This is a genomic window from Pseudomonas sp. CCI3.1 (assembly GCF_034313985.1).
Taxonomy (GTDB): domain Bacteria; phylum Pseudomonadota; class Gammaproteobacteria; order Pseudomonadales; family Pseudomonadaceae; genus Aquipseudomonas; species Aquipseudomonas psychrophila.
Window position 1 is genome coordinate 3,051,685 of record NZ_JAVIWO010000001.1, and the last position, 26,265, is coordinate 3,077,949.

The window sequence follows — 26,265 nt, forward strand, 5'->3', positions numbered from 1 at the left end:
CGCGTTCATTTCGCCAGCATCCAGACAATGCTCCAACAATTTCTTCAAGAATTCGGCTACTTCGCCCTGTTTCTAGGGACGTTCTTTGAAGGTGAGACCATTCTGGTTCTCGCAGGCTTCTTGGCGTTCCGCGGATACATGGACCTCAAACTGGTCATGATCGTGGCGTTCCTCGGCAGTTATGCCGGTGATCAGTTGTGGTATTTCCTGGGGCGCAAGCACGGCCGCAAACTGTTGGCGCGCAAACCGCGCTGGCAACTTATGGGCGACAAGGCGCTGGAGCACATTCGCAGGCACCCGGATATCTGGGTCTTGAGTTTTCGCTTCGTCTACGGCCTGCGTACCGTCATGCCTGTGGCAATTGGCCTGTCGGGATACCCTCCGGGCCGCTACCTGTTGCTCAATGGTATCGGTGCTGCCATTTGGGCTATCGCCCTGGCTACTGCGGCGTACCACTTTGGTGCCGTACTCGAAGGTTTGCTGGGTAACGTCAAGAAATATGAGCTGTGGGTGCTTGGAGCATTGCTGCTGATCGGCCTGGGCCTGTGGGCCCGCCGCCGCTTCAAGAATGCGCGCCAGGCCAAACAGACCGCACTCGAAGAGAAGAACAAAACCAGCGTTGAGGTCAGCAACCCGCCAGCTGAGTGATCCGGCTTCTGCACCTATACAGGCCCATCACACTCAACACGGTGTAACTGAACAGGCCGATCCAGCCCAATGCGCTGGCCGGCCATAGCCCCGCCCAAGGGGCCAGCCATAGCAGCGGTACATTCAGCGCCAGGCGCAACCCCTCAAGCTTCAGCGCCCAGGGCCTATTCTCCAGCCCGGCCCCCAGCACGAACAACCCCAATGCCATATAGCCCCACCCCAGGATCAACGCCGGGGTCGGCAATGTCTCGCCCAGGTTCAGCAAATAGCTCCCCAGCGCCACATAAACCGCGAATTGTACTGCGATGTACAGCTGTTGGCGCAACGGTAATGGGACTTCGAACTTTTCAAACTGGCTCAACTCTGGCTTGTCCCTCGGGTATTTCGTCGCCACATCCGCAGGGCGCCAGCCCGTGGGCATAAACCAGATCCGCAGTTTGTCCCGCCAGCGCTCGGTGCGCCGGGCATCGGCGAGTAACTGACCATAAAATTGCCAATTGGCCCACAGCGGGTTCCAGCTTTGCAGCGGTGTCGTCACGCCGAAAATAACCGGTTCCGCGTCCTCCTCTTCCTGAAAGGTGCCAAACAATCGGTCCCACAGAATGAACACCCCTCCGTAATTACGATCCATGTAGAGAGCATTCTGCGCATGGTGAGCCCGATGATTGGAAGGCGTCACAAAGAACCACTCGAACCAGCCCAGCTTGGGTACATGGCGGGTATGGACCCAAAACTGATAGAGCAGGTTAAGCGTCGCTACAGTGACGAACACCAGCAGCGGCACGCCCAGTACGGCCATCGGCAGGTAAAAGACCCAGCCAAATACGAACCCGGTACTGGTTTGGCGCAGGGCGGTGGACAAGTTGTAGTCTTCACTCTGGTGATGCACCGAGTGCGCGGCCCACAGCACATTGCGCTCATGCCCGAGGCGATGGTGCCAGTAATAGCAAAAGTCGTAGAACACAAAAGCAAACAGCCAGACCCACAGGCTGTCTTCCGGCAGTTGCACCAGCGCCAAATACTTGAGCGCCAGCGCGTAAGTGATCAGGCCTACGCCTTTGGTCAGCAAACCGGTAGTGGTCGACAGCACACCCGCGCTCAAGCTGCTGATGGTGTCTGCCAGGCGATAGGTGCGCATCCCGCGCCAGCGGTCAGCCAGCAACTCGACGGCAATCAGTACAAAGAAAAACGGAACTGCATACAGAATCAGCTTCATGGCACACCCCGTCCGACAATTCCTAAAGCGTAGGCGGACTTCGCGCGAAACCCTATGGCATCAAGCGCCAAATCAGGCGACATTAACGCCATGAACAAGGAGACCGACATGACCACAAAAAAAGTTGCCGTCATTCTTTCGGGTTGCGGCGTCTATGACGGCGCCGAGATCCACGAAAGCGTGATCACCCTGCTGCGCCTGGACCAGCGCGGCGCCAAAGTGCAGTGCTTTGCCCCCGACATTGCGCAACTGCACGTCATCAACCACCTGACCGGCGAACAAATGCCCGAGACGCGCAATGTGCTGGTGGAATCCGCCCGTATTGCCCGAGGTGAAATCAAGGATGTGCGTGAAGCCAAGGTCGAAGACTTTGACGCCCTGATCATTCCCGGCGGTTTTGGGGCAGCCAAAAACCTGTCCAGCTTTGCCACTGAAGGCGCCGCGTGCACGGTTCAGGCTGACGTTCTGTGCTTGGCCGAGGCTTTTGCCGAAGCGGGTAAACCCATTGGCTTGATGTGTATTTCGCCCGCCATCGCCGCCAAGATTTATGGCCCGGGCGTGATTTGCACCATCGGTTCGGACGCAGACACCGCCGCCGCCGTAACCAAGATGGGGGGTTCCCACGAAGAGTGCGAAGTGTCGGAAATTGTCGAAGACAAAGCCCGAAAACTGGTCAGCACCCCGGCCTACATGCTCGCCCAGTCCATCAGCGAAGCGGCATCCGGGATCAACAAAATGGTTGACCGCGTGCTGGAGCTGACCCAAAAGGCCTGATCAGCCTCGCGACAACCGGGTCAGGATACGGTCCAGCGAGTTGGCGAACGCCTGCTTTTCGCGTTCGCCATACGCGCCCTGCCCGCCGCCCATCTGACCTTGCTCACGCAGGTCGGTAAACAGATTGCGCACCGCCAGGCGCTCCCCCATGTTCTGCGGGTCAAACTCCTTGCCCCGCGGATCCAGCGCTGCAACGCCCTTTTTCACCAGCCGATCGGCCAGCGGCACATCGCTGCAAATCACCAGCTCACCGGGCACCGCGTGCTCCACCAAGTAGTCATCAGCCGCATCCGGGCCACTGGGCACCACGATCAATTTGACCAGCGCGTAGGTCGGCTTGATCTGACTCTGCCCCGCCACCAGCACCACCTCAAACTGACGCTTGAGGGCGAACTTGATGACTTGGTCCTTCGCTGCCTTGGGGCAAGCGTCTGCGTCGATCCAGACACGCATGGGGTAACTCCTGAACAGTGATGGCTACAAAAAACACTTCTACCGTGGAAGCGAGCCTGCTCGCGAAGATCGTTCGCGAGCAGGCTCGCTTCCACGGCATGAGTTTGTGCTTACGAAGCCTGCACCCGGCGTTTTTCAGCCAGCTTGCTACGGCTGTACAGCACGATAATCGCCAGAATGGCGACTGCCTGCGCACTCAGCGAGTACGCATCAGCGTGGATGCCCAACCAGTCGAAGTCAAAGAACGCTACCGGCCGCGTGCCGAAAATGCCGGCCTCTTGCAGCGCTTTCACGCCATGCCCGGCGAACACTACCGACAGCGCGCACAGCAGTGCCGCGTTGATGCCGAAGAACAGCGCCAATGGCAATTTGGCCGAGCCGCGCAGGATGATCCACGCCAGGCCCATCAGCAATACCAGTGCCGTGGCGCCACCCGCTATTACCGCGTTGTGACCTGCAGGGCCGGCTTGCAACCACAGGGTTTCATAAAACAGGATCACTTCGAACAGTTCGCGGTACACCGAGAAAAACGCCAGGATCGCAAAACCAAAACGCCCGCCACCGCTGACCAGACTGCTTTTGATGTAGTCCTGCCACGCCGCCGCATGACGACGGTCGTGCATCCAGACACCCAGCCACAACACCATGACGCTGGCGAACAAGGCGGTACAACCTTCAAGCAGTTCGCGCTGGGCGCCACTGACGTCAATGACATAGGCGGCCAGGGCCCAGGTAGCAAGGCCCGCAACCAGGGCCAGGCCCCAGCCAATGTTGACGCTACGCACCGCCGATTGCTGGCCGGTGTTACGTAAAAAGGCAAGAATTGCAGCCAGGACCAAAATGGCTTCCAGACCTTCGCGCAGCAAAATCAACAAGCCTGAAACATAGCTCAACGTCCAGCTCAAACCATCGCTGCCCAGCAGCCCGGCTGATTCTTTCAGCAAGTCTTTTGCGGCGTCCAGACGCTGCTCGACCTGTTCGATCGGCAAGCCATCCTGCAACGACTGCCGATACGCCATCAGGGCTTTCTCGGTATTTTTGCGCACGTTGGCGTCAACGTTATCCAGCGAGCTTTCGACCAGTTCAAAGCCTTCCAGATAAGCGGCTACCGACAGGTCGTAGGCTTGCTCACGGTCGCCGGCGCGGTAGGCCGCGAGGCTTTTGTCCAGGGTGGCGCTGGTGTAATCGAGCAACTGCGCCGGGCCGCGTTTGACTTGCGGCGGTTGCGCGCGCTGGGCACGGAAGGTCGCAGTCGCCTCGGGGCCTTCAGCTGCCAGCACTTCATTCGGGGTTTGACGGGCTAGATCCGCCAGGTTGTAGGTTTTGTCTGCCTTCACAGCCGCCGGGTCAGCACTCAAGCCGGCGATGTAGGTCGCCAGGTCCCAGCGCTGACGCTCGTCCAGCTGATCGGCAAACGAAGGCATGTCAGTGCCCTCAACGCCCAGGCCCAGCGTGTTGTAGATCGCGTAAAGGCTGAGCCGGTCCAGACGCTGCACATCGCGCAGGTTAGCCGGAGGCGGCGTCATGCCCACACTGGCGGGGCCATCACCGGCGCCGGTTTCACCGTGGCACACCGAGCAATGCTGGGCATATAACGGTGCGCCGCGGGTGGGGTCAGGGGTAATGGCAGGTGCCTGGCTGACCTCGTAGGCCACCGCCAGTCTGGCACCCAGCTGCCGCGCTTCACGGGCAACGGCGGTGCCGTCCTCACGCTTTTCGATGGCGGCATGCAAGGCATTCACGCCCCGAGCCAAATCGGCTCGTTCAGGACGTTCTGGCAAGTCCGCAATCAAGCCCTTGAGTACGGTCAGAAACTCCAGCTGCTCGCGGTACTCGGTTTCATCGATGACCTTCCCGTCCTCAACGGTAGGCGGGTAGTCCGCGCCGATGTAGTCGATCAGGTGCAGCGCTTGTGAGGCGCCTTCCGGGGAGTTGGCAGACACAGCAAGGCTGCACAACGCGAGCACTGGCAACATCAACCAGGCAAAAAAACGCGAGCGGGCGGTCATTAATAAATCCGGATGGAAATGAGAAGTAACACATTGTTCACTTCCAATGACCGCGACTCAAGATTTTTAGGTCGTGGCGCGATGCAACGTCGCAAGAAAACCCGCTGCGCCCACAAACAGGCCTGCAAAAGTGCGGTTCATGCGCCGTTGTTGCTTGGGGGTGCGCAGCAAACGCAGGACCTTGGACGCGAGCCCGGTGTATCCGGCCATTACGATCAGGTCAACGCAGATCATAGTCGCGCCCAGTGTCACGTATTGGGACACCAGAGGTGCAGAGGGATTTACGAACTGCGGCAAGACCGCGAGCATGAAAACAAGCGCCTTGGGGTTGCTGACATTGACTAGGAAGCCGCGAAAAATCAGCGCCAGAGGCTTACCGATGGGGCGCACAGCCGCGTCATCGCTAAGGTCCGCCGGGAGGGCACGCCACTGTTTAACGGCCAGGTAGACGAGGTACGCAACGCCGAACCATTTGATCGCGTAGAAGGCTGTGGATGAGGCGGCAAGCACTGCGCCAACCCCGGCGGCAACAATTGCAATTTGCAACGCCAGACCCAGTTGCAGGCCCAAAGCGTTCCAGTAACCGCGCCAGAAACCGTATTGCAGACCGCACGACATCGAGGCAATTGCCCCTGCCCCAGGCGACAGGCTGATGACCCAACAGGCAGCAAAAAAGGCCAACCACGTTTCCAACGACATCGCACACCTCGGACAAGATCTGTAACAAGTCCTTTAAGCTAATGTGTTGGTTGAAAATTGACCACTACTTTTTGTGGCCGCTGCCGCAGCGGTTACAGGGGGATGGCCGTGCTTTCAAAGATCGCTTTCACGCCAGCGACGAACCGAGCGCTGAAAGAACAGGCTGTTAGGGACTTGCACCATGCTGCTGCCGCTGCCTGCTTCTGCGGGCTCGATCAGGGTGGTGTAGAGCAGGTTGATGGCCACAACCCGACCTTTGACGCCCGGCTTGTCGAGCGTATCGAGCAGCTCCACGATGTCGCCAATGCGAAACGGGCCCACCGTGAAGATCAACACCGCGCAAAGCAGGTTGGACAGCACGCTCCACATAGCGAAGAAGGCAATCGCTGCCACGGCCACAAAACCCGAGAGCGCAGTCCACAACACGGTGGCTGATACACCCAGTCGCTCCAGGACGACAATCACCGCACTGCCCATGATGAACCAGCGCAGCCCGCCTCGCAGAGGCATCATCAACTGAGGCGGAAACGGATAGCGCTCGCCCAGACGCGTAAGGAAGCGAGCCACTACGCGCTGAGAGAAATAGCCGGCCAACAGAATCAGCAGAATCTGCAAGCCGATCCACAGCGGTGCGATCAGCTCGGCGGGCAGGGGTAAGTTCAGGGCTTCCATCAGGACAGGGCTTCCAGTTCCGCTTGCATGGACTCAAGCAGCTCAAGAGCTTCCATCCAGCGTTCTTCCAACTGACCTTCGAGCACCTTGAGCTTGGCCTGTTCTGCCAGCAGATCACGCAATTCGTCCTTGCGGGATGCTTCGTAAACCGCGCTGTCGCCAAGACTGGTTTCGATTTTGGCCAACTTCTCGTTGACCTTGCCCAGTTCGCTTTCGAGCTTGTCGGCTTCGCGTTTGTGCGGTGCCAGTTGCTGGCGCAACGTTGCGGCAGCCTGACGCTGAGCCTTTTTATCGGTCTTGTCAGGGTTGACCGGCGTGGTACTTGCCGGCGCGTTGCGCAAACGGTAGTCAGCCAACCAACGCGCATAATCTTCGAGGTCACCGTCGAATTCCTGCACCTTGCCATCAGCCACCAACAGGAATTCATCCGTGGTGCTTTTGAGCAAATGCCGATCGTGAGACACCACCAGCACTGCACCGCTGAACTCTTGCAGCGCCATGGTCAGCGCCAGACGCATTTCGAGGTCGAGGTGGTTGGTCGGTTCGTCGAGCAGCAACAGGTTCGGCCGGCCCCAGGCGATCAACGCCAGTGCCAGGCGGGCTTTTTCACCACCCGAGAAATTCAGCACCGGCTCGTCAATGCGCGCACCGCGGAAGTCGAAGCCACCGAGGAAATCACGCAGGGTTTGTTCACGTTCAGCAGGAGCCAGACGCTGCATGTGCAGCAACGGGCTGGCCTTGGAGTCCAGCGAGTCGAGTTGATGCTGGGCAAAGTAGCCAACCACCAAATTCTCGCCACGGGCCAGGCGACCCGACAGCGGCTCGAGCTCACCCGCAAGGTTTTTGATCAGGGTCGATTTACCCGCGCCGTTTGGCCCGAGCAAGCCAATACGGGCGCCCGGGACCAGTTGCAGCTTGACCTTTTCCAGGATGGTTTTATCGCCATACCCCAGGCGTGCATCGGACAAGTCGAGCAGCGGGCTGGAGAGCTTGACCGCTTCACGGAACACGAAGTCGAACGGCGAATCCACATGGGCCGCGCTCAGTTCTTCCATGCGCTCCAGCGCCTTGATCCGGCTTTGGGCCTGACGGGCTTTGGTGGCCTGGGCCTTGAAGCGGGCGATGTAGCTTTCCATGTGCGCACGTTGCGCCTGCTGCTTCTCGTAGGCCTGCTGTTGCTGGGCCAGACGCTCGGCACGGGCACGTTCAAATGCGCTGTAACCACCACGATAAAGGGTGATTTTGCGCTGATCGACGTGGGCGATGTTATCGACCACTGCGTCGAGAAAATCCCTGTCGTGGGAGATCAGCAGCAAGGTGCCGGGGTAGTTCTTCAGGAAGTCTTCCAGCCACAGAATGGCGTCGAGGTCCAAGTGGTTGGTCGGCTCATCGAGCAGCAATAGATCCGACGGGCACATCAGCGCCTGCGCCAGGTTAAGGCGCATCCGCCAGCCACCGGAGAAGTCGGCGACCGGGCGGTCCATTTGTTCGTTGGTAAAACCCAGCCCGGCGAGCATTTTGCGGGCCCGGGCATCAGCCGTGTAGCCGTCGGCGCTGTCGAGTTCAGAGTGCAGGCGTGCCTGTGCGGCGCCATCCTCTTCAGCTTCGGCCTTGGCCAGATCGGCTTGCACTTGACGCAAGCGCAGGTCGCCATCGAGCACGTAGTCGATCGCAATGCGGTCGAGCGTGTCGATTTCTTGCCGCATGTGGGCAATCCGCCAGTCGGCCGGGAGCAGACAATCCCCGGAATCAGGCGTCAACTCACCCAGCAGCAAGGCGAACAAAGTGGATTTACCGGCGCCATTGGCGCCGACCAGACCGGCTTTGTGGCCGGCGTGCAGGGTCAGCTCGGCGTCTTCTAGCAGACGTTGCGGACCACGCTGTAAAGTCAGGTTCTGAAGTCGGATCATAATGGCGGCGGAGTCTACCAGCTTCCCTCTCAACTGGCGCGAATTGCACTATGCAGACTGACCTGTGGAATTACTGTTTGAACCTCTACGCCCGCCCAGGTGTAGAACCGGCGTGCCTGCACTTGCAGAGCCAGGGCCTGGATGTATGCCTTGTACTGTGTGCGGCCTGGCTTGAGGAGCGTGGCGTGGCCTGCGATGAGGAGCGCCTGGGGCAATTAAAAGCCTGCGCCGGGCCTTGGCAGCGTGAGGTGGTTCAGCCCTTGCGGCTATTGCGAACACACTGGCGTGAGGCGGCAACCCGAGACGATGCGCTGGCAGCGTTACGCAAGCAGATCAAGTCGTTGGAACTGGAGGCTGAGCGAACCTTATTGCAGCGCTTGGAATCGGTAACTCAAGGCTGGTCGACAGTGCAATCGCAAGAACCTTGCGATTGGCTGCAGAGGGTGGCGGGCAATGCCGACCACCCTGATTGCGGCGCGCTGCACACGCTGCGCGCCGCAATCAACAACGCTTAAGAAGCGTTGGTTGGGGTGGTAGCCGAGTTTGCTGCAGATGCCGGGGTTGGCGTAGCAGTAACAGCAGGCGCAGCGGCAGCGGGTGCTACAGCAGGCTTGGCGGGTGTAGCGGCAGGCTTGGCTGCCGGTCTGGCCGCTGCAGGCTTTTTGACGGCCGGTTTTGCCGGGGCTTTTACCGCAGGTTTGGCAGCGGCAGGCTTGGCGGCAGCAGCAGGTTTGGCAGCGGCTGTTTTAGCAACAGGCTTGGCGGCGACTTTTACAGGCGCTTTAACCGGTGCTTTGACTGGCGCTTTGGCAGCAACCGGTTTGGCCACTGCGGGCTTAGCGGCTGGCTTGGCTGCAGCTGTTTTGGCAGCTACAGGCTTGGCGGCTGGCTTGGCCGCGGCGGTTTTTGCCGCAGGTTTTGCCGTGCGAGCTGCCGCCGGTTTTGGCGCAGCCGCTTTGGCCGCAGGCTTGGCGACTGCTTTAGCCTGGGCCTTGACCGGGGCTTTAGCGGCTGCTTTGGCAGCAGGTTTTTTCGCAGCTGACGCAGGCTTGGCATCGCGCGTTGACAACGCTTTGCCTACGGCCTCTTTGACGCGACCAATGCCTTGGGCCAACTTCAGGCTTTCTTGAGCATCGCGCTTGAGTTGCAGGATATAAGTGCGCGTTTCAGTTTGACGTTCTTTGAGCGAGTCGAGCAGTTGCTCAAGCTCTTTGACGCCAGACTTGGCTTTCGCCTGAGCCTTGGATTTGCCAGCATTGGCAGCGTCCTGCAGTTTGGCGCGGGACTTGTGCAGTTTTTCCTGCGCTTTGCCGCGCTGCTTTTCAAGCTTGGCGAGCAATTTCTCAGCATCAGCCAACGCTTGGGAACAAGCGTTTTCCAAATGCTCAAGCAGACTGCCTGAGAGCTGTTGGAGCAAGTGCAACGGCGTATTAACGGGCTTCTTATTGGCCGACATGGTTTACCTCCTGGCTGAAGTGAGTGCGGCTCATACTAGACCTCTGTAACTACCGCCGCTAGGGCATGTTGACACTAAGGATAGCTGTGCGTTGCATGACGTCGAAAAACTTGTGCTGGATCAATCTTTAACAATCACAGCGACTAAATTTTGCGGGTGGTTCAACGTTATCCAAACCCCTGAATAAATCATCGGTGCACGCTTTAGCGCTGGCATAATCCCTCGCACTTCACGCCGGAGAACTACCATGCCGCGTTACTTATTAATGACGTTGTTGTGCCTTGCACCTTTGGCTCATGCAGCCCCGGCGCCCTCCCCCGATGCCCCGCACGACCTGGCCTATAGCCTGGGTGCCAGCCTGGGAGAGCGCTTGCGCCAGGAAATGCCGGACCTACAAATAAAGGCGTTGATTGAGGGGCTGCGCACGGCCTATCAAGGCAAGCCGCTGGCGCTAAGTGATGAGCGTATTGAACAGATATTGACGCAGCACCAGGCCCAGGCCGACAACACACAAAACTCGCCCGAAAGTGACACTGCATCCGAGCCTGAGCGTGATTTTTTGTTGAAGGAAAAACAGCAGCCTCAGGCTCGTGAACTGGCTGACGGCATTATCCTGACAGAACTCAAACCCGGTACGGGGGCAAAACCTGACGCACAGGACTCAGTCTATGTGAGCTATGTGGGCCGCCTGCCCGATGGCACAGTGTTCGACCACAGCAACCAGCCTCAATGGTTTCGCCTGGACAGCGTAATCGCGGGCTGGCGCAGCGCACTGGTGCAGATGCCCGTCGGCGCGAAATGGCGATTGGTGATCCCTTCCAGTCAGGCTTACGGGGCTGAGGGTGCGGGGGATTTGATTGATCCCGATACGCCGCTGGTGTTTGAAATCGAACTGTTCTCTATCAGAAAGTGAATGCTCCACAACAAAAAACGGTGCGCCATGGCGCACCGTTTTTTTTACTGCCAACTGCTTAAGCCTGAGCGGCTTCTTTCTGTTTGTGCGCGTTATGCAGCACCTCAATCAGGCAGTCTTCAAGCTCAAAACGCTCATCCAGCAAGGCGCCAAGAATCTTGATTTCTTCTGCCAGCTTGTCGCAGTCGGGTCGATGGGCCTTACCGTCGCAATGATCGTTGAAGGCCAGGGCAGCTTCGGTAATCACGTTGATTCGCGGGTAGATGGTCTCGGCCAAGGCAAGCCCGCGCTCATCATTGAAGGCCTGGGCCTCCTGATTCAGCTGCTCGTAAATCTCGAAATGGCCTGCAGAAACGTAGTCGACCAGGATCTGGCAAAACTCTTTTTGAGGCCCACGCTTGGGATTGTTTTGCTGATCGATCAGAGCAGCATAAGCACTCACAAGTTTACGGCGCTCATGCAACCAGCGATCAACCAGTTGGTGGACGCCGTTGAATCGTTCCTGAGCACTCTCACATCTTTCGAGCATGATGATCTCTCTTCCCTTGTGGGCCCATGCCACCCGACTTCAGCCGGGCCTATGTGAACCAAAACCTGCGCGATTGCACCGGCATTGGGCGGCATAACTCCAGTAATACGTGCGGGCCAGATTATGCCCGCACGGCAACTGCTTCAAGGTACGCAGGAGAGAAAATTCATACAAGTGTTTAATCCAGACTGCTACGTCACGTCGCAGCCACGGCGTAATTTGCCAGCATGCATTGAGCGTGTTATCTGAAAGATGCTCAGCACAAGCAGGCCGATAAAGGCCAACAGGCTTAGCTCGGGAACGCTCAAATCAAAAATGGTCCAGTGAATATGCGTGCAGTCTTCACTGCCCCGATAAATCATTGAAAAAATTTCGCCGGGCGACATGTTGCGCCAGACACAGGTCAGCTCCGGCTGACAGAACATCAACTGCTCTGGCGTCAACACTTGCAGCCTTACCTGTCTCAAGGCACTCGCAGCGCCTCCAAGTGCCAACAACGTGGACGCAATGGAATAGCACCACAGGCCAAAACGCCGTGGGCCATGCACAAAAGCCAATAGGTTGACGAGACAGAACCCCAGCAGGAAAAGCCGTTGCACCTGACATAACGAACAGGGCTTGAGCCCGGGCCCATACTCCAGATACAGAGTTGCACCCATCACCAAGGCGCCGATGAGAAAGGCCAAAAAGAAAATGAAACGTGAGCCTGCCAAAAACATGGCTTTTCCGTAACAAAAGAGACAGTCGGTTACGGTAGATGAAAGCCATTGGCCCTTTCAAGGTGGGCCTATGCGGATACTTCTTGAAGAAAGTAAGGAATTACCAACAAGAGCTGAAGGCTTCTAGTGTATTGCGCGTAGGAAATACCGACTCGTTAACGTATTCGCTGGGTTAAGCAACCCGTCTGACGTGCGCTTAAACACGCGCCAGACGGCTTGTTTCAGAGGCTGGTGGCCGTCACTGGCAAAGGTGATGCCAGCAAACGCTCATCCAGCAGATTCAACCCTTCCTGAAACAGTTGATTGCTGCGCGTTGTATCCCCTAGCTGAGCCAGCAGTCGCGCCAGCTCTGCACAGGTTTCAGGATTGCGCTCAACCTTCAGGCTGCTTTCGAGATAGTCCCGGGCCTTGCCCCACAAGCTGTTTTGCAAGCACAAGCGGCCAAGGGTCAATAGCAGACTGGCGTCCCCCGGGTGGGTTTTTAGCCATCCTTCGGCGACCTGCAACTGCTTGACCGGGTCGCTGCCGCGCACCAGGCCATAGAGCCGCACAAGATGACTGTCGTAACTGCGCTTGAGCGCTCCACGCAAGACTTCTTCGGCTTCTGTTTGCGCGCCCAACTGGCGTAACTGCTCAGCGTAGGCCAGAACCAGTGCGGGCTCCTGGCGCTGAGCCGAGGTGAGTTGTTGCCAGGAACGTTGCAGAGATTGCAGCCCTGCCTCGCCTTCAGTTTCGCGCTGGGCCGCTAGGCTCAGATTTTGTCCCCAGGCCCGACGCTCAAGCTCTGCAAGCTCCTTGGCCGGCAAAACCTTGTCCTTGCGCAACTCAGGCAACAGACGAATCAGCGCCGCCCAGTCGCCACGCTGCTGGTGCAGACGCTGCAACTGGCGTAGCACCTGGACGTTATGCGGATGACGCTCGTGCATGGCTTGCAGGGTCATCAGCGCGCCATCTGTATCGGCGCGGTCCACTTGTAACTGGGCATGGCTCAAGGCAATGGCCAGTTCAGCCTGGGGCTGACGTTCCAGTGCACGTTCGAGCAAGTTATCGCTTTCTTCGTAATGCCCCTGTTCGTTGGCGGCGCGTGCGGCGCCCAGATAGTAGAGCAAGGGTTGAGGCTCAGCTTCAGCAGCACGCGCCAGGTGCTTTTGCGCACTGGCCCAACGACCTTCAGCGAGGTCCATCTGGCCTTGCTCGATGGCGATCTGCACCCGACGGGTGCGATTACGCCGCGACCACGGGTTCACCAACCCGGTAGAAGCCGTAACCAGCTCTACCAGCAGTTTGATCCCCCACACCAGCAACCACAGGACCGCCAGCAGAGCGAGCGTTGCCCATACGCTGGATTCGTAGCGAAAGCTTTTGTAAGCAATCAGCACATAGCCCGCGTCCTCAGCGATTGCCAGGCCGATGCAGGCCGCAGCTGCAATCAACAAAAACACAATCACGTAGAAACGCTTCATGGAAGAGTCTCCTGCGCCGGGTTGGCAGCCGCTTTACCTGGCTCGTCAGCACGCACATGCCGACGCTCAAGATAAGCCTGCACCGCGCTCAGGGTGGCAGCAAGGTCCGGGGTTTTAACCGTGACCGGCTGCTTGCCGAGTTCGATTACTTGCTCAAGAATTTTTTTACTCTGCGGGTTATCCGGGTTGAAGTTGCCCTTGAGGACTTCTTGCGCTTGCGCCAAGGCCTGGGTGTACACCGATTCCTGACCATTGAGGGCCGCCCATTGGGCTTGCTCGAGTGCAAGACTCAAGGCCAGGCGAACTTGCGTCAGGCTTTGACCTGCCAACAGTGGGCGCACATTTTTGTCGGCATTGAAGTCAATACGAATGTAGTGCGAGATTTCATCCCACCACTGCGCCCAACGGCTCGCGCCATCACCGTCTGCCGTCAGGCCTGCCAGCGAATCACCTTGATTCTGATAGGCCGGGGCCAGGGCGCTGAGCTGTGCAACTTGATCACGCAAGGCGGCCAATTGCAAAAACAGGCCCGTGCGATCCGGTTGCTCAATGCTGCGCAGTGCCGCAAGACTTTTTGCCAGTTGTTCACGGGCAGCGAAAGAACCCGGATCATTTTGCTCGCGCAAAATGGCGTCCGCACCCTGAACCAGCGCCTCGGCGCTGGTGATGTCTTGCAGAGCCGACAGGCGCAAGGTCGCCAACCGCAGCAAGTGCTCGGCCTCGGCCAGACGCCAGTCTTTGCGGCTTTCACCCAGCACGGTTTCGAGGCGCTGGTTCAGGCGCTGCTGATCGCCTTGCAACTGCACAACCAGTTGACGCTGGTTATCCAGCTCGCCCGCGGAGGGCAATTGGTTGACGCGCGTCAGCAACTGTTGCTCACCCTGCTTGATCGACAGCGTTTGCGCAGCCAGTGCGGGTACGTCGCTTAGCTGCTGCTGGGTGGTGGCTTGCAACTGACGCACCTGCCACACACCCCAGCCGCCCACGGCAATACCGGCAGCGCCCAGCAACAGGGCGAAAACGGCCAGACCATTGCCCCGACCCTGCGGCGCAGGCTCAGCATTTTTAGCCTGCGCTTCTGGCGCGGGCTGTACGTGTTCTTTGGACAAGACTGTTTCGCTCACGAATCCATCCTTTGCATTAGAAAGCAGGTGCGGGATGCTCCCGCAGCGCCGCCAGCAAAGCCGCGGCACTCGCGCCACGACAATCCACAACGTTTTGCGCCCCGGCGCTGCGTGCCATCTCAGCAACCCGAGGGCTTGGAACAAACAATGGCAAGCTTCCAAGTTGCGACCAGGTATCGCCTGCCAATTGGCGTAAATGTTCAAAACCCTGCCCACTGCTGACCACCAGCGCGTTCAGGCGTTCCACTTTAACTCGCTGATACAGGGTCGCAGGCGGGTATGACGGCAGTTCGCGACGATAGAGCTCAAGGTAGTCGACCTGCGCCCCAAGGCTACGCAGACGGTCCGCCAACATCTCACGACCGCCCTCCCCGCGCAGGATCAGTACCTTGGGCTGATCACGGCCAACCGCTGATTCAAACTCAGGCATCGCCAGCAAGGCTTCGCTGTCATCCCCGCATTGAGGGTAGCTAACATCGAGGCCGTAGTCGGCGAGAATCTGCGCGGTGGCGGCGCCAACGCTGAACCACTTCTGTCGCGGCGCTTGTGGCCAGTATTGATTGACCAGCTCAAGCCCCAGGCGCGCCGCAGGCTTGCTGACGACAATTACCGCGCAGTAACGGTCAATACTCTCAACCAGCGCACGCTGCGCGTCGGTCAGGGCCAATGGCCTGATCGCCAGAAGTGGCAAGCTGCTGCTGTAAACCCCCGCAGCCGCCAGTTCATGGGCCAGGGCTGCCGACTCCTCGGCAGGCCGGGTCAGCAACAAGCGCCAGCCGGTCACTCGTGACCTGCCTCACCATAGACGGCTTTAAGGATATCCCCTGCGCCCTGGGCCAGCAGCGCCTCGGCCACTTGCACACCCAGCTCGGTAGCCGAAGTACGCGGCGCTCGGGCATCGGCGCTCAGCAACACGCCGCCGCTTGGCTCACCGACCAGCCCGCGCAGCCAGATTTGCTCGCCTTCCAGCACCGCATAGCACGCGATCGGTACCTGGCAGCCACCATTGAGATGCTTGTTCAGAGCACGCTCTGCCGTTACGCGCACGGCGGTATCGGCATGGTGCAAGGGTGACAGCAAGGCATGGATTTGGGTGTCTGCGCTGCGGCACTCGATGCCTACGGCACCCTGGCCGCCAGCGGGCAGGCTGTCATCGATGCTGATGGCAGAGGTGATGCGATCTTCGAAGCCGAGGCGGATCAGACCGGCAGCAGCCAGAATAATGGCGTCGTATTCGCCTGCATCAAGCTTGGCCAGACGAGTATTGACGTTGCCACGCAGAAAGCGGATCTCAAGATCCGGACGGCGAGTCAGCAATTGAGCCTGGCGGCGCAGGCTGGACGTACCGACAACGCTGCCATGCGGCAAGTCATCGAGACTGGAGAAGGTGTTGGAGACGAAGGCATCACGCGGGTCTTCACGCTCGCAAATGCAAAACAGGCCCAGACCTTCCGGGAAGTCCATCGGCACGTCCTTCATGGAGTGCACGGCGATGTCGGCTTCGTTTTCAAGCAGAGCCGTTTCCAGCTCCTTGACGAACAGCCCCTTGCCGCCGATTTTCGACAGCGGCGAGTCCAGCAGCTTGTCACCACGGCTAACCATGGGCACCAGGGTCACCAAAATACCTGGGTGAGCCTGCTCTAAACGGGCTTTAACGTATTCGGCCTGCCACAGAGCCAGGGCGCTTTTACGGGTAGCGATGCGGATTTCGCGAGAGGACATGGATCAATCCGTACTGAAAAGATACGGCTGATAATAACAGCTCAGCCAAAACAGCTTTGACTTGTATCAGAAAGTCCTCGGCCTCCCTGGCCCGAAAACGGCGCTCCAGCGCCTTTTTCAGCGCGAACTACAGCTGCTGCATCATTTTGCGCACTCCCGCCACATGCCGTCGGCTCACGATCAGTGCGTCACCGTTGAGCCCTCGAAGGAACAACTGAAAGTGCCCCAGCGGCGTGCGCTGCAAACGCTCGATCCGGTCACGCGCTACCAGTGCATTACGGTGAATTCGCACAAAGCGCTCACCAAACTCGTCCTCGAGCGCCTTGAGCGGTTCATCAAGCAATACTTCGCCGCCAGCGTGACGCAAGGTCACGTACTTATGGTCGGCTATAAAGTAGATCACCTGGTCGATCGGGATCAGTTCAATGCCTTTGCGGGTTCTGGCACTGATGTGACTGCGCGGGCCACTGCCGGTTTGCGCAGCAGGCCGGGTGAGCGCGGCCAGTTGCACGCGGTTGGGCCGATGGGCCTCTTTCAAGGCGGCACTCAAGTCCTGTGCGGTGACCGGTTTGATTACATAGCTGACCCCGCTGTCTTGCAGGGCCTGCACGGAAAATTCGTCAGGCGCCACGCAAAACACCACCGAAGGAGGTAGCTCGCGCTCGCATAATTTGGCTGCCACCTGCAACCCGTCCAGGCCCGGCAAACGGATATCGAGCAAAACGACATCCGGTTTCAGGTTTTCGATCAGGGTGAGTGCCTCTTCGCCATTTGTGGCGCCAGGCTCCAGCAACGTGTAGCCCCCAAGCGTGCTGAGCAAGTGGCTCAAATGCTCGCGGGCCAGGGTTTCGTCATCAACGATCAGGACATTCATATAGCGCTGTATTCCTGCGTGAGTCTCGCACAAGGATAGCGTAGACAGGTGAAGTGACGACTGTCACGGCGATCCACGCTAAGACTAGCGCGAAGGCCAAAAAGTGCCGTAAACCTCACAGCAAAATTCACCTGTCTCGGTTGCTCGATTTAATACCGGATACGTCTGGCGATCTACAAAGACCTGCAGCGACTGATCCATACGACCAACTGTAGACGGTTGCCAAGACGAAAGTATTCAAACGATACATTTCGTTTCGGATTTTTGTTTATACCGCACTTCACACAAAAACCTGCCGACCTGCGTCAACGCCTTGATTGGCAACCCTGTTATGATCCGCGGTAACTTTTTGTGTAACTCCCCCTCAGCCGATTACGAGCGAATCCATGAGCACCGACAAGACCAATCAGTCCTGGGGCGGCCGCTTCAGTGAACCCGTCGACGCCTTCGTTGCGCGTTTCACCGCCTCCGTCACTTTCGACCAGCGCCTTTATCGCCACGACATAATGGGCTCCGTGGCTCACGCCACCATGCTGGCCAAGGTTGGCGTACTGACCGATGCAGAGCGCGACAGCATCATCGATGGCCTCAAGTCCATCCAGAGCGAAATCGAAGCGGGCACGTTTGACTGGCGCATCGATCTGGAAGATGTGCACATGAACATCGAGGCGCGTCTGACCGACCGCATCGGCGTGACCGGCAAAAAGCTGCACACTGGCCGCAGCCGTAACGACCAGGTAGCCACCGATATCCGCCTGTGGTTGCGTGATGAAATCGACGTGATCCTGGCCGAAATTACCCGCCTGCAAAAAGGCCTGCTGGAACAAGCCGAACGCGAAGCTGAAACCATCATGCCCGGCTTTACGCACCTGCAGACGGCACAGCCAGTGACATTCGGTCACCACATGCTGGCCTGGTTCGAGATGCTCAGCCGCGACTACGAACGTCTTGTCGACTGCCGCAAGCGTACCAACCGCATGCCCCTGGGCAGCGCCGCACTGGCGGGTACCACTTACCCGATCGACCGTGAGTTCACTGCTCAACTGCTGAACTTTGACGCTGTAGGCGGCAACTCGCTGGACAACGTGTCCGATCGCGACTTCGCCATCGAATTCTGCGCCGCGGCCAGCATTGCGATGATGCACCTGTCGCGCTTCTCCGAAGAGCTGGTGCTCTGGACCAGCGCGCAGTTCCAGTTCATCGATCTGCCGGACCGTTTCTGCACCGGCAGTTCGATCATGCCGCAAAAGAAAAATCCCGACGTGCCAGAACTGGTACGTGGCAAAAGTGGCCGTGTATTCGGTGCACTGATGGGCCTGTTGACCCTGATGAAGGGCCAGCCGCTGGCCTACAACAAGGACAACCAGGAAGACAAGGAGCCGCTGTTCGACGCAGCCGATACCCTGCGCGACTCGTTGCGCGCCTTTGCCGACATGATCCCGGCGATCAAGCCAAAGCACGCAATCATGCGTGAAGCGGCATTGCGCGGGTTCTCGACCGCCACCGACCTGGCCGACTATCTGGTTCGCCGTGGCCTGCCGTTCCGTGACTGCCACGAAATCGTCGGCCATGCCGTTAAATACGGTGTCGAGACAGGCAAGGATCTGGCAGAAATGAGCCTCGAAGAACTGCGCCAGTTCAGCGATCAGATTGAAGACGACGTGTTTGCCGTGCTGACGCTGGAAGGTTCGGTCAATGCCCGCGATCACATCGGCGGCACTGCGCCCGCGCAAGTGAAAGCAGCTGTTGTTCGTGGCAAGGCGTTGTTGGCTACCCGCTAACTTCTGAGCAATACAAAAAACGGGCACCTTCGGGTGCCCGTTTTTTATTCAGCGCCACTACCCGCGTTATTTCTTGCTGCTGATCCAGGCCAGAAACTGCGGCATGGCGGCCTCTTTGTCAGCGGCAATTTTTTGCACGTGCGGGTTTTGCTCCAGTCGCTCCAGCAACGCCCTGGCCCCCGGCATTTCAGCCAGCAGGTCCAGACCAAACACCTTGTGGCCTACGGCACAGGCCAGATTGACGCTGAAGACAAAGTAAATATCCGCAACACTCAGGGTTTCACCCGCCACATAAGGTGCGAACTTGCCGTGACGCCCCAATGAAGCCATGCCCTCCAGCAGCTCGGTCCGCGCTTTTTCCTTGATCGCTTCCGGCACTGTCATGCCGAAGAAAGCTTCGGCGTAGCACGCGCGTGCAGGTAATTCGATGTACAGCTCGATTTCCTTGGCCAGCGCCAGCACTTGAGCGCGCTCAAACGGATCCACCGGCAACAGTTTTGGGCCTGGCTGGGTCTGTTCGATGTACTCGAGGATCACGCTGGTTTCATTGACGTAACCTTGTTCAACGCCCAGTACCGGAACTTTGCCACGGGGGCTGATGGCGAGTGCCTCAGGGCTTTGACCGGCAAAAAACGGCACTTCCTCAAAAGGTACGCCCTTCTCCAGCAGCGCCAGTTTGACCATGTTGTAGTAGTTACTGACTGAGAATCCATAAAGCTTGAGCATCACAAAGCCTCCGGGCCGTGTAGGGGTTGGCAGCGACTCTTATAGAGCTTCGTTACTGGACTGGCTAGCAGCATCATCAGGCTGAATACCGTTAGACTGGCCGTCTTTACTTAAGGAGCCTGCCATGAGCGAGCCAGTTGATATCGATAACGAAGAAGAAGAGTTTGCCGAGTCCACGCTGATTCAGGCCATTGAAAACCAGATTGAAAGCGACAACCCGCCTGCCGCCAAAGCCACGTTCAACAAGCTGACGCTGGTCGGCTACGAGCGTGAAGACATTCTGCAGATGATGGCCCACGTGCTGGCCGTGGAGATTGACGCGATCCTCGAAGAAGACCGCGCCTTCAACACCGAGTGGTATGAAACCGCCCTGCGCGCACTGCCAACGTTGCCGCCAGAGAAGAACTGAACCACAGCTCAGGTGCGAATGGCAGGTGCCCGTTGCCAGTCAAGTTCCTTGGCCGGCATCGGACGCCCGAACCAGTAGCCCTGACCCAGGTTGCAGTTAAGGTCGAGCAGGAACCGCGCCTGCTCGACTTGCTCTATCCCTTCGGCATGCACCTGCAGGCCCATGCTTTGGCCTAGCGCGATAACCGCGCGCACGATCGCCACATCATCATTGTCACCGGGTAACCCGGCGACAAATCCCTGATCGATTTTCAGCTTCTGCACAGGTAATCGCTTGAGTCGCAGCAACGATGAAAAGCCGGTACCAAAATCATCGATGGCCAGGCGCAAACCCAGCGCTCGAAGGCGATGCATCTGCTCCAGTGCGACTTGAGAGTTATCCATCACCGCACTTTCGGTCACCTCCAGCTCCAGCAACGATGGGTCCAGCCCCGTGTCTGCCAGTACCGTTGAAACCAGCGTGTACAACTCAGGTCGCGCAAATAACCGGCTGGAAATGTTCACCGCCACAAATGACAATTTCAGGCCAGCCGCTTGCCACTGAACCATCTGCCAACAGGCCTGCTCCAGCACCCAAGCGTCAATTTCTGCAATCAATCCGGTGCGCTCGGCGATCGGAATAAACTCTCCCGGCGACAACAGCCCCCGCAGTGGATGCTCCCAGCGCACCAACGCTTCAACACCAATCAGGCGACTGGTGTGCAGATCGTGCACCGGCTGGTAATACACTCGCAGTTCTTGCTGCTCCAGGGCGCGGCGTAAATCACCGGCTACCTCGATACGGTATTGCGCATGGGCGGTCAGCTCTTCGGTGTACAAGGCGTAGCCTTCACGCCCGATGCTTTTAGCCTTGAACAGGGCCGAGTCGGCATTGCGCAACAGTTGCTCGGCGTTCAATGCATCTTTGGGGAACACGCTGATGCCAATACTGGCGCTGATAAACAACTGATGTTTATCGACATCGAATGCACCCTTCATGACTTCCAGGACCTGTTGCGCGGCATTGGCGGCATGAGCCACTTGCGGGCAATTATCGACCAGCACGGCAAATTCATCGCCACCCAGACGGGCCACCGTGAAGCCCTTGCCAAATATCCTCAGCAAACGATCAGCGACTGCCTTGAGCAAAAGATCACCGATGTTATGGCCAAGGCTGTCATTGATGATCTTGAAGTGATCAAGGTCGATCATCAGCAGCGCACAACCCGTCTCATGGCGTTGCGCAAACGCCAGGGCCTGCTCGGTACGGTCAGTAAACAACAGCCGATTGGGCAAGTCTGTCAGCGGATCATGGTGAACCAGTCGTGCCAGTTCGTTCTGGGAGTGCTTGATCGCCGAAATATCCGAAAAAACTGCGACATAGTGAGTGACCTGCCCCTTGTCATCAGTAATGGAGCGGACTGTCTGCCATTGCGGATAAACCTCGCCACTCTTGCGCCGGTTCCAGATCTCCCCGTGCCAGTCACCGCTTTCATCAATCGACTTAAACATCGCCTCATAGAATGCAGGACCGTGGCGACCCGACTTGAACATGTTCGGTCGGTGGCCCAGCACCTCTTCGGCCGAATAGCCGGTGATCTCAACCAACGCTCGGTTCACATGCACAATCACGCCGCGACTGTCGCTGACCAGCACTCCTTCGCGCGTACAGTCAAAAACCACGGCTGCCTGGCGCAGGCGTTCTTGGTCCTGACGCTGGCGCTTCAAGCCGGGGCTTATGCCCAAAAAACCGAACAGGCGAGCCCGGGCAAAAAAAATCAACACGGCACTGAACAGAGCAAAAACATAGCCGTTTATCAGTTGCCACTTCGCCAGCTGGGCTGAATCATCGAAATAACTGTTCAATAAATGATCAGTTATCAGCAGCCAGAAAACCGATAGCAGCCCGTATAACAAGGCCGTACGCAAGGCATCTCGAGAGGAAACGGACATAAGAAAGATAAAGCACCTACAAAAAAATGGGAATTATAGTGTAAGAAACATCCAGGCACTCTTATCTGAAAGGGCGACTGGTTTTATCTGGCTGCATGGTGATAATGCGTGTTGCAGTTTTTTTCATCTTCCCGAGGGCCAAACAGCCTATGTGGTACAACGGTTTTCTCGACTTGTCGGCCTGGCAACTGGTGGCAGTCACTCTGTTGATGACCCACGTGACCATTATCGGTGTCACGGTTTATCTACACCGCTACTCAGCCCATCGCTCGCTGGAGCTCAACGGTGGCCTGAAACACTTTTTCCGCTTCTGGCTTTGGTTGACCACGGCACAGAACACCCGTGAGTGGACAGCCATCCACCGCAAACACCACGCCAAATGCGAAACCGTTGATGACCCGCACAGCCCGGTTATCAAAGGGTTATCGACCGTTTTGCGAAAAGGTGCAGAGCTGTATCGCGAAGAAGCTCAAAATCCTGAGACATTGCGTATTTACGGCAAAAATTGCCCTGAAGACTGGATTGAGCGAAATGTTTATTCGCGTTACAAAATGCTGGGTGTGGCAATCATGCTGGTCATCGACCTGCTGCTGTTCGGCGCCATCGGCCTGACCATCTGGGCCATCCAGATGATGTGGATCCCGGTATGGGCTGCAGGCGTGGTCAACGGTCTGGGCCATGCAGTGGGTTATCGCAACTTTGAGTGCCGCGACGCGGCCACCAATCTGGTGCCGTGGGGCATCATCATTGGCGGCGAAGAGCTGCACAACAACCATCACACCTACCCCAACTCGGCCAAGCTGTCGGTCAAGAAATGGGAGTTCGACCTGGGCTGGGCCTGGATAAAAGTCTTCAGCTTTTTGCGTCTGGCCAAGGTGCAGCGTGTCGCGCCAATTGCCCATCGGGTGGAAGGCAAAGGCAATCTGGACATGGACACCGCGATGGCGATCCTCAACAACCGTTTCCAGATCATGGCGCAGTACCGAAAGCTGGTCATTGCGCCTCTGGTTCAGCAAGAGCTGGCCAAGGTCGATCACTCGGTGCGCCACCAGTTCCGCCGTGCCAAGCGCCTGCTTTCCCGTGAGACCAGCCTGCTTGAAGAGCGTCATCACCAGCGTATCGAAACGATGCTGGAGCATAGCCATTCGCTCAAAGTGATTTACGAGAAGCGCCTGGCCCTGCAACAGATCTGGGTCAAGACCAGCACCAATGGTCACGACATGCTGGCAGCGATCAAGGAATGGATACACGAAGCAGAAGCCAGCGGGATTCAGTCGCTGCGCGAATTTGCTCACCAGCTCAAGACCTACTCGCTGCGACCTGCGGCGGTTTAAAGACTGGCCCCGCCTCCACCGATCAGGTGGGAGCGGGCTTGCTCGCGATGCAATCACCGCGGTTTGCCTGACAAACCGCGACGCCTGAATCGCGAGCAAGCCCGCTCCCACCGTTACGGTTTATCGATCAACTGCAAAAGCTGCGACATGCCTACTCGCAACAAGCGAGCCGTCTTCCCGCCAGCCACCTCGGCAATCCCCTCTTCCGATTCCAGATTGGCGACTTGCGCCGCCAGACTCATCACCAGCGCTTCGCGTGAATACACTCCGCCACCCAAGTGATAAATCGCCGCTATCAACTCACGCAACTCCAGCGGCAAACGCCAGCGCGTGCGCAAGGCCGAGCCGTAGGCGGCTCCGAATTCGCTCAATGACGCGTCAATGGCAAGGGTGTCGAGCTCGCCACCGGCCTGCTGCCACGCCTCAAGGCTGCGCAACAAGGCCAGATCGCCCAACCGATGCAACAACCCGGCACAGTAGCAACGCTCTTGATCCAGGTTAAGCATGCCCGCCAGCTCAAAACCATACTGCGCCGTACGCAATGACACAGCCCACTGCTGTTCGGCGTAATCCGCCAGGCAAGGGTCCGTCAGTTGCGCGCTGCGCTTTAGCGTCAGCCCAAGGACAAGGTTCATGCTCTGCGCAGGTCCGAGCATCTGCAACGCTTGGGCAAGTGTCTGGGCAGGGTCAATGCGGTGCTGTGCAGCGCTGTTGGCCGCCGCAATCATGACCGCGGTAATTTGTGGGTCAGTGCGCACGGCCTGCTCTAGCAGTGCAAGGTCCAACCCCTCGGGAGTGAGGCTGCTGTTGAGCGCCGACTGCGCATCCACCAGAAGCGGCGCGCCATCTGAAGAGGCTCGGTGCTGCTCCAGAAACCGCTTGAGGGTCATGCCGGGGACCAGTGCCGGCACTTCGCACGAAATCTCTTGCCCCGCGGTCAGCAGCAGCCCCTTGAGGCGCCTGGTCAGGCCGGCAATGTCCAGCGGTGTCGTCAGGTAGGCTGTTGGCGCCAGCGGCAATGCTTCGCGCACACTGGCGCTGTCATTGCGCGCACTCAGCAAAATAAAAGGCTGCGCTGGAACAGCCCGGCGCTGACGCACAGTGCGCAACAAATCCAGGCCGCTGACTCCGGGCAAATCACGATCAGCAATCACAAGTCCGTAGTGTTTTTTGCTCAACTGCGCGAGCGCCTGCTGACCATCCCCACATACATCCAGCTGAGCATCACAACGTACCGTCAGCACCACCTGCTTGAGCAAGTCCTGAGTCCAGGGGTCGGCCTCGGCGATCAATACAGTGGGCACCGCGCTTAAATCTACAACCGTCATCCAATTTTCTCTCCGCACAATGCCTGCACCTTAGTCAAAGGCCGTACGGGGTTACAGAAAAAATCACCCAAACAGATAGTTCAAACGCAAAAAAACCGCCGAAGCGGTTTTTTTGTGTCTCAGATCACACCCTCAAGGGTGGACTCAAGCCAGTTCAGCGAAGCACTCTTCGATGATGGCCAGGCCTTTGTCCAACTGCTCGTTTGGCGAAGTCAGTGGAACCAGCACACGCAGGACGTTGCCGTAAGTGCCGCACGACAGCAGGATCAAACCTTTATCGCGAGCCTTGGCAACCACTTGCGCCACTGCAGCCGCGTTTGGCTTGTGGGAGTCGCCGCCTTCGAACAGCTCGACCGCGATCATCGCACCCAGCGCACGCACGTCACCGATCACGGGGTACTTGGCCTGAATGGCCTTGAGGCCAGTGACCAGACGCTCGCCAACTTCTTTGCAGCGATCCAGCAGGTGTTCCTCTTCAAACACCTCAAGCACTGCCAGGGCAGCTGCGCAAGCAATCGGGCTACCAGCATAGGTGCCGCCCAGACCGCCTGGTGCAATGGCGTCCATGTATTCAGCCTTGCCACACACACCGGCCAACGGGAAGCCGCCCGCAATGGATTTGGCGAAGGTGGTCAGGTCGGCAGTAACGCCCATCTGTTCCATGGCGAAGAAGGTGCCAGTACGGCCAGCGCCGGTTTGCACTTCGTCAGCGATCAGCAAGATGCCGTGCTTGTCGCACAGTTCGCGCAGGCGGGCCATGAACGCTTTGGGCGCCACGTAGAAACCACCTTCGCCCTGTACCGGCTCGATGATGATGGCCGCGATGTCTTTAGGCTCGGCATCGTTTTTGAAGATGCGTTCGATACTGGCGATGGAATCGTCAACCGAGACGCCATGCATTTCGCACGGGAACAGAGCGCGGAAGATACCGCCTGGCATCAGGCCCATGCCTGCCGAGTACGGTACGACTTTGCCGGTCAGGCCCAGGGTCATCATGGTGCGACCGTGGTACGCGCCAGTGAACGCGATCACGCCAGCACGGCCTGTAGCAGCGCGGGCAATTTTCACCGCGTTTTCTACGGCTTCAGAACCGGTGGTGACCAACAGGGTTTTCTTGTCGAAATTGCCCGGCACTTTGGCGTTGATCTTTTCGCACAGTTCAACGTACGGCTCGTAAGCCAGTACCTGGAAACAGGTGTGGGTCAGTTTGGTCAGTTGCTCTTGCACCGCAGCAATGATTTTCGGGTGCAGGTGACCGGTGTTCAGTACCGCGATACCGCCCGCAAAGTCGATAAATTCACGACCTTCAACGTCAGTTACGGTGGCGTTCTTCGCTGACTCGGCAAAGATCGGGTGGATCTGGCCAACACCGCGCGGGACAGCAGCTTCACGGCGTTTCATCAGGGATGCGTTGGTCTTGTTGCTCATGGTGTTCCTCATTCGCCGCTCATCAAGCGGCGTGGTTCAAGGCTGACGCGCCGGGAAGACAACAGGCCAGCATGCGATGATCGACTGGCATGGCGCTCCCGGCCACAAAAATTAACAGTTTGAAACGCAGGGGAAGCATCGCTCTCG

25 protein-coding genes and 1 pseudogene are annotated in these 26,265 nt (G+C 58.2%); 7 read left to right on the plus strand and 19 right to left on the minus strand.

Features of this window, described 5'->3' with window-relative positions; all coding sequences use genetic code 11:
* Nucleotides 1-27: 27 nt before the first annotated feature.
* On the plus strand, nucleotides 28-648 hold the full coding sequence (locus tag RGV06_RS13865) for a DedA family protein (RefSeq protein WP_048352268.1): 621 nt from the start codon (nucleotides 28-30) through the stop codon (nucleotides 646-648).
* Here the strand turns inward: RGV06_RS13865 and RGV06_RS13870 are convergent.
* Nucleotides 626-1,864 carry a sterol desaturase family protein gene (locus RGV06_RS13870; RefSeq protein ID WP_322150224.1) on the minus strand — a complete coding sequence of 413 codons (1,239 nt, stop codon included), beginning with the start codon at nucleotides 1,862-1,864 and terminating at the stop codon, nucleotides 626-628. The genes RGV06_RS13865 and RGV06_RS13870 overlap by 23 nt on opposite strands.
* A 108-nt stretch (nucleotides 1,865-1,972) precedes the next feature.
* On the opposite strand from RGV06_RS13870, the gene elbB reads away from it, so the two are divergent.
* Nucleotides 1,973-2,638: an isoprenoid biosynthesis glyoxalase ElbB gene (gene elbB / locus RGV06_RS13875; protein ID WP_048352270.1), complete on the plus strand. Its 666-nt coding sequence runs from the start codon at nucleotides 1,973-1,975 to the stop codon at nucleotides 2,636-2,638.
* On the opposite strand, the gene RGV06_RS13880 is transcribed toward elbB, so the two are convergent.
* The 5 genes from RGV06_RS13880 to RGV06_RS13900 form a co-directional block, all read right to left on the minus strand.
* Nucleotides 2,639-3,091, minus strand: a complete 453-nt coding sequence (locus RGV06_RS13880; protein ID WP_048360584.1) for a YaiI/YqxD family protein — start codon at nucleotides 3,089-3,091, stop codon at nucleotides 2,639-2,641. It lies immediately after the preceding gene.
* Nucleotides 3,092-3,201: 110 nt separating this feature from the next.
* Nucleotides 3,202-5,100, minus strand: a complete 1,899-nt coding sequence (locus tag RGV06_RS13885; RefSeq protein WP_046808612.1) for a cytochrome c/FTR1 family iron permease — start codon at nucleotides 5,098-5,100, stop codon at nucleotides 3,202-3,204.
* A gap of 66 nt (nucleotides 5,101-5,166) precedes the next feature.
* Nucleotides 5,167-5,799 carry a LysE family transporter gene (locus RGV06_RS13890; protein ID WP_019824448.1) on the minus strand — a complete coding sequence of 211 codons (633 nt, stop codon included), beginning with the start codon at nucleotides 5,797-5,799 and terminating at the stop codon, nucleotides 5,167-5,169.
* 114 nt (nucleotides 5,800-5,913) lie between these two features.
* The gene (locus tag RGV06_RS13895; protein WP_019824446.1) at nucleotides 5,914-6,471 is read right to left on the minus strand and encodes a mechanosensitive ion channel domain-containing protein; all 558 of its coding nucleotides are present in this window, start codon (nucleotides 6,469-6,471) and stop codon (nucleotides 5,914-5,916) included.
* Nucleotides 6,471-8,381 (minus strand): ATP-binding cassette domain-containing protein, encoded by a 1,911-nt coding sequence (locus RGV06_RS13900; protein ID WP_322150228.1) that lies wholly within the window; start codon nucleotides 8,379-8,381, stop codon nucleotides 6,471-6,473. Before RGV06_RS13900 ends, RGV06_RS13895 begins: the two co-directional genes overlap by 1 nt.
* A gap of 50 nt (nucleotides 8,382-8,431) precedes the next feature.
* On the opposite strand from RGV06_RS13900, the gene RGV06_RS13905 reads away from it, so the two are divergent.
* A complete protein-coding gene (locus tag RGV06_RS13905; RefSeq protein WP_322150229.1) occupies nucleotides 8,432-8,896 on the plus strand; it encodes a TIGR02444 family protein in 465 nt (154 codons plus the stop codon).
* Here RGV06_RS13905 and RGV06_RS13910 read toward each other — a convergent pair.
* Entirely contained in the window at nucleotides 8,893-9,837 is a 945-nt protein-coding gene (locus RGV06_RS13910; RefSeq protein WP_322150230.1) for an AlgP family protein, read from the minus strand. The genes RGV06_RS13905 and RGV06_RS13910 overlap by 4 nt on opposite strands.
* Nucleotides 9,838-10,084: 247 nt before the next feature.
* Between RGV06_RS13910 and RGV06_RS13915 the strand changes: the two genes are divergently transcribed.
* Entirely contained in the window at nucleotides 10,085-10,750 is a 666-nt protein-coding gene (locus RGV06_RS13915; RefSeq protein WP_198822398.1) for an FKBP-type peptidyl-prolyl cis-trans isomerase, read from the plus strand.
* Nucleotides 10,751-10,808: 58 nt separating this feature from the next.
* Here RGV06_RS13915 and RGV06_RS13920 read toward each other — a convergent pair whose 3' ends face one another.
* From RGV06_RS13920 to RGV06_RS13955, 8 genes and pseudogenes are all read right to left on the minus strand, one after another.
* Nucleotides 10,809-11,279: an Rsd/AlgQ family anti-sigma factor gene (locus RGV06_RS13920; RefSeq protein WP_019824437.1), complete on the minus strand. Its 471-nt coding sequence runs from the start codon at nucleotides 11,277-11,279 to the stop codon at nucleotides 10,809-10,811.
* Between the two features lie 191 nt (nucleotides 11,280-11,470).
* A complete protein-coding gene (locus RGV06_RS13925; protein ID WP_019824436.1) occupies nucleotides 11,471-11,998 on the minus strand; it encodes a disulfide bond formation protein B in 528 nt (175 codons plus the stop codon).
* 221 nt (nucleotides 11,999-12,219) lie between these two features.
* The gene (locus tag RGV06_RS13930) at nucleotides 12,220-13,461 is read right to left on the minus strand and encodes a heme biosynthesis protein HemY (protein WP_019824435.1); all 1,242 of its coding nucleotides are present in this window, start codon (nucleotides 13,459-13,461) and stop codon (nucleotides 12,220-12,222) included.
* Nucleotides 13,458-14,585, minus strand: a complete 1,128-nt coding sequence (locus RGV06_RS13935; RefSeq protein WP_019824434.1) for a uroporphyrinogen-III C-methyltransferase — start codon at nucleotides 14,583-14,585, stop codon at nucleotides 13,458-13,460. The genes RGV06_RS13930 and RGV06_RS13935 overlap by 4 nt, the downstream gene beginning before the upstream one ends.
* Before the next feature lie 16 nt (nucleotides 14,586-14,601).
* Nucleotides 14,602-15,369 carry a uroporphyrinogen-III synthase gene (locus tag RGV06_RS13940; protein WP_046808607.1) on the minus strand — a complete coding sequence of 256 codons (768 nt, stop codon included), beginning with the start codon at nucleotides 15,367-15,369 and terminating at the stop codon, nucleotides 14,602-14,604.
* Nucleotides 15,366-16,307 carry a hydroxymethylbilane synthase gene (gene hemC, locus RGV06_RS13945; RefSeq protein WP_019824432.1) on the minus strand — a complete coding sequence of 314 codons (942 nt, stop codon included), beginning with the start codon at nucleotides 16,305-16,307 and terminating at the stop codon, nucleotides 15,366-15,368. Before hemC ends, RGV06_RS13940 begins: the two co-directional genes overlap by 4 nt.
* 127 nt (nucleotides 16,308-16,434) lie before the next feature.
* The gene (locus tag RGV06_RS13950) at nucleotides 16,435-17,181 is read right to left on the minus strand and encodes a LytR/AlgR family response regulator transcription factor (protein WP_019824430.1); all 747 of its coding nucleotides are present in this window, start codon (nucleotides 17,179-17,181) and stop codon (nucleotides 16,435-16,437) included.
* Nucleotides 17,178-17,297, minus strand: a pseudogene (locus RGV06_RS13955) (sensor histidine kinase); the annotation flags it as partial. The pseudogene RGV06_RS13955 and the gene RGV06_RS13950, both read right to left, overlap by 4 nt.
* Before the next feature lie 270 nt (nucleotides 17,298-17,567).
* Here RGV06_RS13955 and argH point away from each other — a divergent pair.
* Complete coding sequence (gene argH, locus RGV06_RS13960; RefSeq protein WP_198822399.1) at nucleotides 17,568-18,962, plus strand: argininosuccinate lyase; 1,395 nt, start codon at nucleotides 17,568-17,570, stop codon at nucleotides 18,960-18,962.
* A gap of 66 nt (nucleotides 18,963-19,028) precedes the next feature.
* Here argH and RGV06_RS13965 read toward each other — a convergent pair whose 3' ends face one another.
* A complete protein-coding gene (locus tag RGV06_RS13965) occupies nucleotides 19,029-19,688 on the minus strand; it encodes a glutathione S-transferase family protein (protein ID WP_019824426.1) in 660 nt (219 codons plus the stop codon).
* 124 nt (nucleotides 19,689-19,812) lie between these two features.
* On the opposite strand from RGV06_RS13965, the gene RGV06_RS13970 reads away from it, so the two are divergent.
* Nucleotides 19,813-20,097: a hypothetical protein gene (locus tag RGV06_RS13970; protein WP_019824424.1), complete on the plus strand. Its 285-nt coding sequence runs from the start codon at nucleotides 19,813-19,815 to the stop codon at nucleotides 20,095-20,097.
* Nucleotides 20,098-20,105: 8 nt separating this feature from the next.
* Here the strand turns inward: RGV06_RS13970 and dibA are convergent, their stop codons facing one another.
* Nucleotides 20,106-22,028, minus strand: a complete 1,923-nt coding sequence (gene dibA, locus RGV06_RS13975; protein WP_322150235.1) for a phosphodiesterase DibA — start codon at nucleotides 22,026-22,028, stop codon at nucleotides 20,106-20,108.
* A gap of 149 nt (nucleotides 22,029-22,177) precedes the next feature.
* On the opposite strand from dibA, the gene desA reads away from it, so the two are divergent.
* Entirely contained in the window at nucleotides 22,178-23,362 is a 1,185-nt protein-coding gene (desA, locus tag RGV06_RS13980) for a delta-9 fatty acid desaturase DesA (RefSeq protein ID WP_019824421.1), read from the plus strand.
* A 113-nt stretch (nucleotides 23,363-23,475) separates the two neighbouring features.
* On the opposite strand, the gene RGV06_RS13985 is transcribed toward desA, so the two are convergent.
* Entirely contained in the window at nucleotides 23,476-24,690 is a 1,215-nt protein-coding gene (locus RGV06_RS13985) for an HDOD domain-containing protein (protein ID WP_322150237.1), read from the minus strand.
* A gap of 144 nt (nucleotides 24,691-24,834) precedes the next feature.
* On the minus strand, nucleotides 24,835-26,118 hold the full coding sequence (gabT, locus tag RGV06_RS13990; RefSeq protein ID WP_019824417.1) for a 4-aminobutyrate--2-oxoglutarate transaminase: 1,284 nt from the start codon (nucleotides 26,116-26,118) through the stop codon (nucleotides 24,835-24,837).
* Between the last annotated feature and the right edge of the window lie 147 nt (nucleotides 26,119-26,265).

Excerpts from the sequence above, each read along its gene's own strand:
- hemC (WP_019824432.1), bottom strand. The coding sequence starts at position 16,307 with ATGTCCTCTCGCGAAATCCGCATCGCTACCCGTAAAAGCGCCCTGGCT.
- RGV06_RS13985 (WP_322150237.1), bottom strand. The coding sequence starts at position 24,690 with ATGACGGTTGTAGATTTAAGCGCGGTGCCCACTGTATTGATCGCCGAG.
- RGV06_RS13910 (WP_322150230.1), bottom strand. The coding sequence starts at position 9,837 with ATGTCGGCCAATAAGAAGCCCGTTAATACGCCGTTGCACTTGCTCCAA.
- RGV06_RS13915 (WP_198822398.1), top strand. The coding sequence starts at position 10,085 with ATGCCGCGTTACTTATTAATGACGTTGTTGTGCCTTGCACCTTTGGCT.
- argH (WP_198822399.1), top strand. The coding sequence starts at position 17,568 with ATGAGCACCGACAAGACCAATCAGTCCTGGGGCGGCCGCTTCAGTGAA.
- RGV06_RS13865 (WP_048352268.1), top strand. The coding sequence starts at position 28 with ATGCTCCAACAATTTCTTCAAGAATTCGGCTACTTCGCCCTGTTTCTA.
- RGV06_RS13950 (WP_019824430.1), bottom strand. The coding sequence starts at position 17,181 with ATGAATGTCCTGATCGTTGATGACGAAACCCTGGCCCGCGAGCATTTG.
- RGV06_RS13880 (WP_048360584.1), bottom strand. The coding sequence starts at position 3,091 with ATGCGTGTCTGGATCGACGCAGACGCTTGCCCCAAGGCAGCGAAGGAC.
- RGV06_RS13905 (WP_322150229.1), top strand. The coding sequence starts at position 8,432 with ATGCAGACTGACCTGTGGAATTACTGTTTGAACCTCTACGCCCGCCCA.
- RGV06_RS13965 (WP_019824426.1), bottom strand. The coding sequence starts at position 19,688 with ATGCTCAAGCTTTATGGATTCTCAGTCAGTAACTACTACAACATGGTC.
- dibA (WP_322150235.1), bottom strand. The coding sequence starts at position 22,028 with ATGTCCGTTTCCTCTCGAGATGCCTTGCGTACGGCCTTGTTATACGGG.
- RGV06_RS13885 (WP_046808612.1), bottom strand. The coding sequence starts at position 5,100 with ATGACCGCCCGCTCGCGTTTTTTTGCCTGGTTGATGTTGCCAGTGCTC.
- RGV06_RS13930 (WP_019824435.1), bottom strand. The coding sequence starts at position 13,461 with ATGAAGCGTTTCTACGTGATTGTGTTTTTGTTGATTGCAGCTGCGGCC.
- RGV06_RS13900 (WP_322150228.1), bottom strand. The coding sequence starts at position 8,381 with ATGATCCGACTTCAGAACCTGACTTTACAGCGTGGTCCGCAACGTCTG.
- RGV06_RS13895 (WP_019824446.1), bottom strand. The coding sequence starts at position 6,471 with ATGGAAGCCCTGAACTTACCCCTGCCCGCCGAGCTGATCGCACCGCTG.
- RGV06_RS13970 (WP_019824424.1), top strand. The coding sequence starts at position 19,813 with ATGAGCGAGCCAGTTGATATCGATAACGAAGAAGAAGAGTTTGCCGAG.
- elbB (WP_048352270.1), top strand. The coding sequence starts at position 1,973 with ATGACCACAAAAAAAGTTGCCGTCATTCTTTCGGGTTGCGGCGTCTAT.
- RGV06_RS13870 (WP_322150224.1), bottom strand. The coding sequence starts at position 1,864 with ATGAAGCTGATTCTGTATGCAGTTCCGTTTTTCTTTGTACTGATTGCC.
- RGV06_RS13925 (WP_019824436.1), bottom strand. The coding sequence starts at position 11,998 with ATGTTTTTGGCAGGCTCACGTTTCATTTTCTTTTTGGCCTTTCTCATC.
- RGV06_RS13890 (WP_019824448.1), bottom strand. The coding sequence starts at position 5,799 with ATGTCGTTGGAAACGTGGTTGGCCTTTTTTGCTGCCTGTTGGGTCATC.
- desA (WP_019824421.1), top strand. The coding sequence starts at position 22,178 with ATGTGGTACAACGGTTTTCTCGACTTGTCGGCCTGGCAACTGGTGGCA.
- gabT (WP_019824417.1), bottom strand. The coding sequence starts at position 26,118 with ATGAGCAACAAGACCAACGCATCCCTGATGAAACGCCGTGAAGCTGCT.
- RGV06_RS13920 (WP_019824437.1), bottom strand. The coding sequence starts at position 11,279 with ATGCTCGAAAGATGTGAGAGTGCTCAGGAACGATTCAACGGCGTCCAC.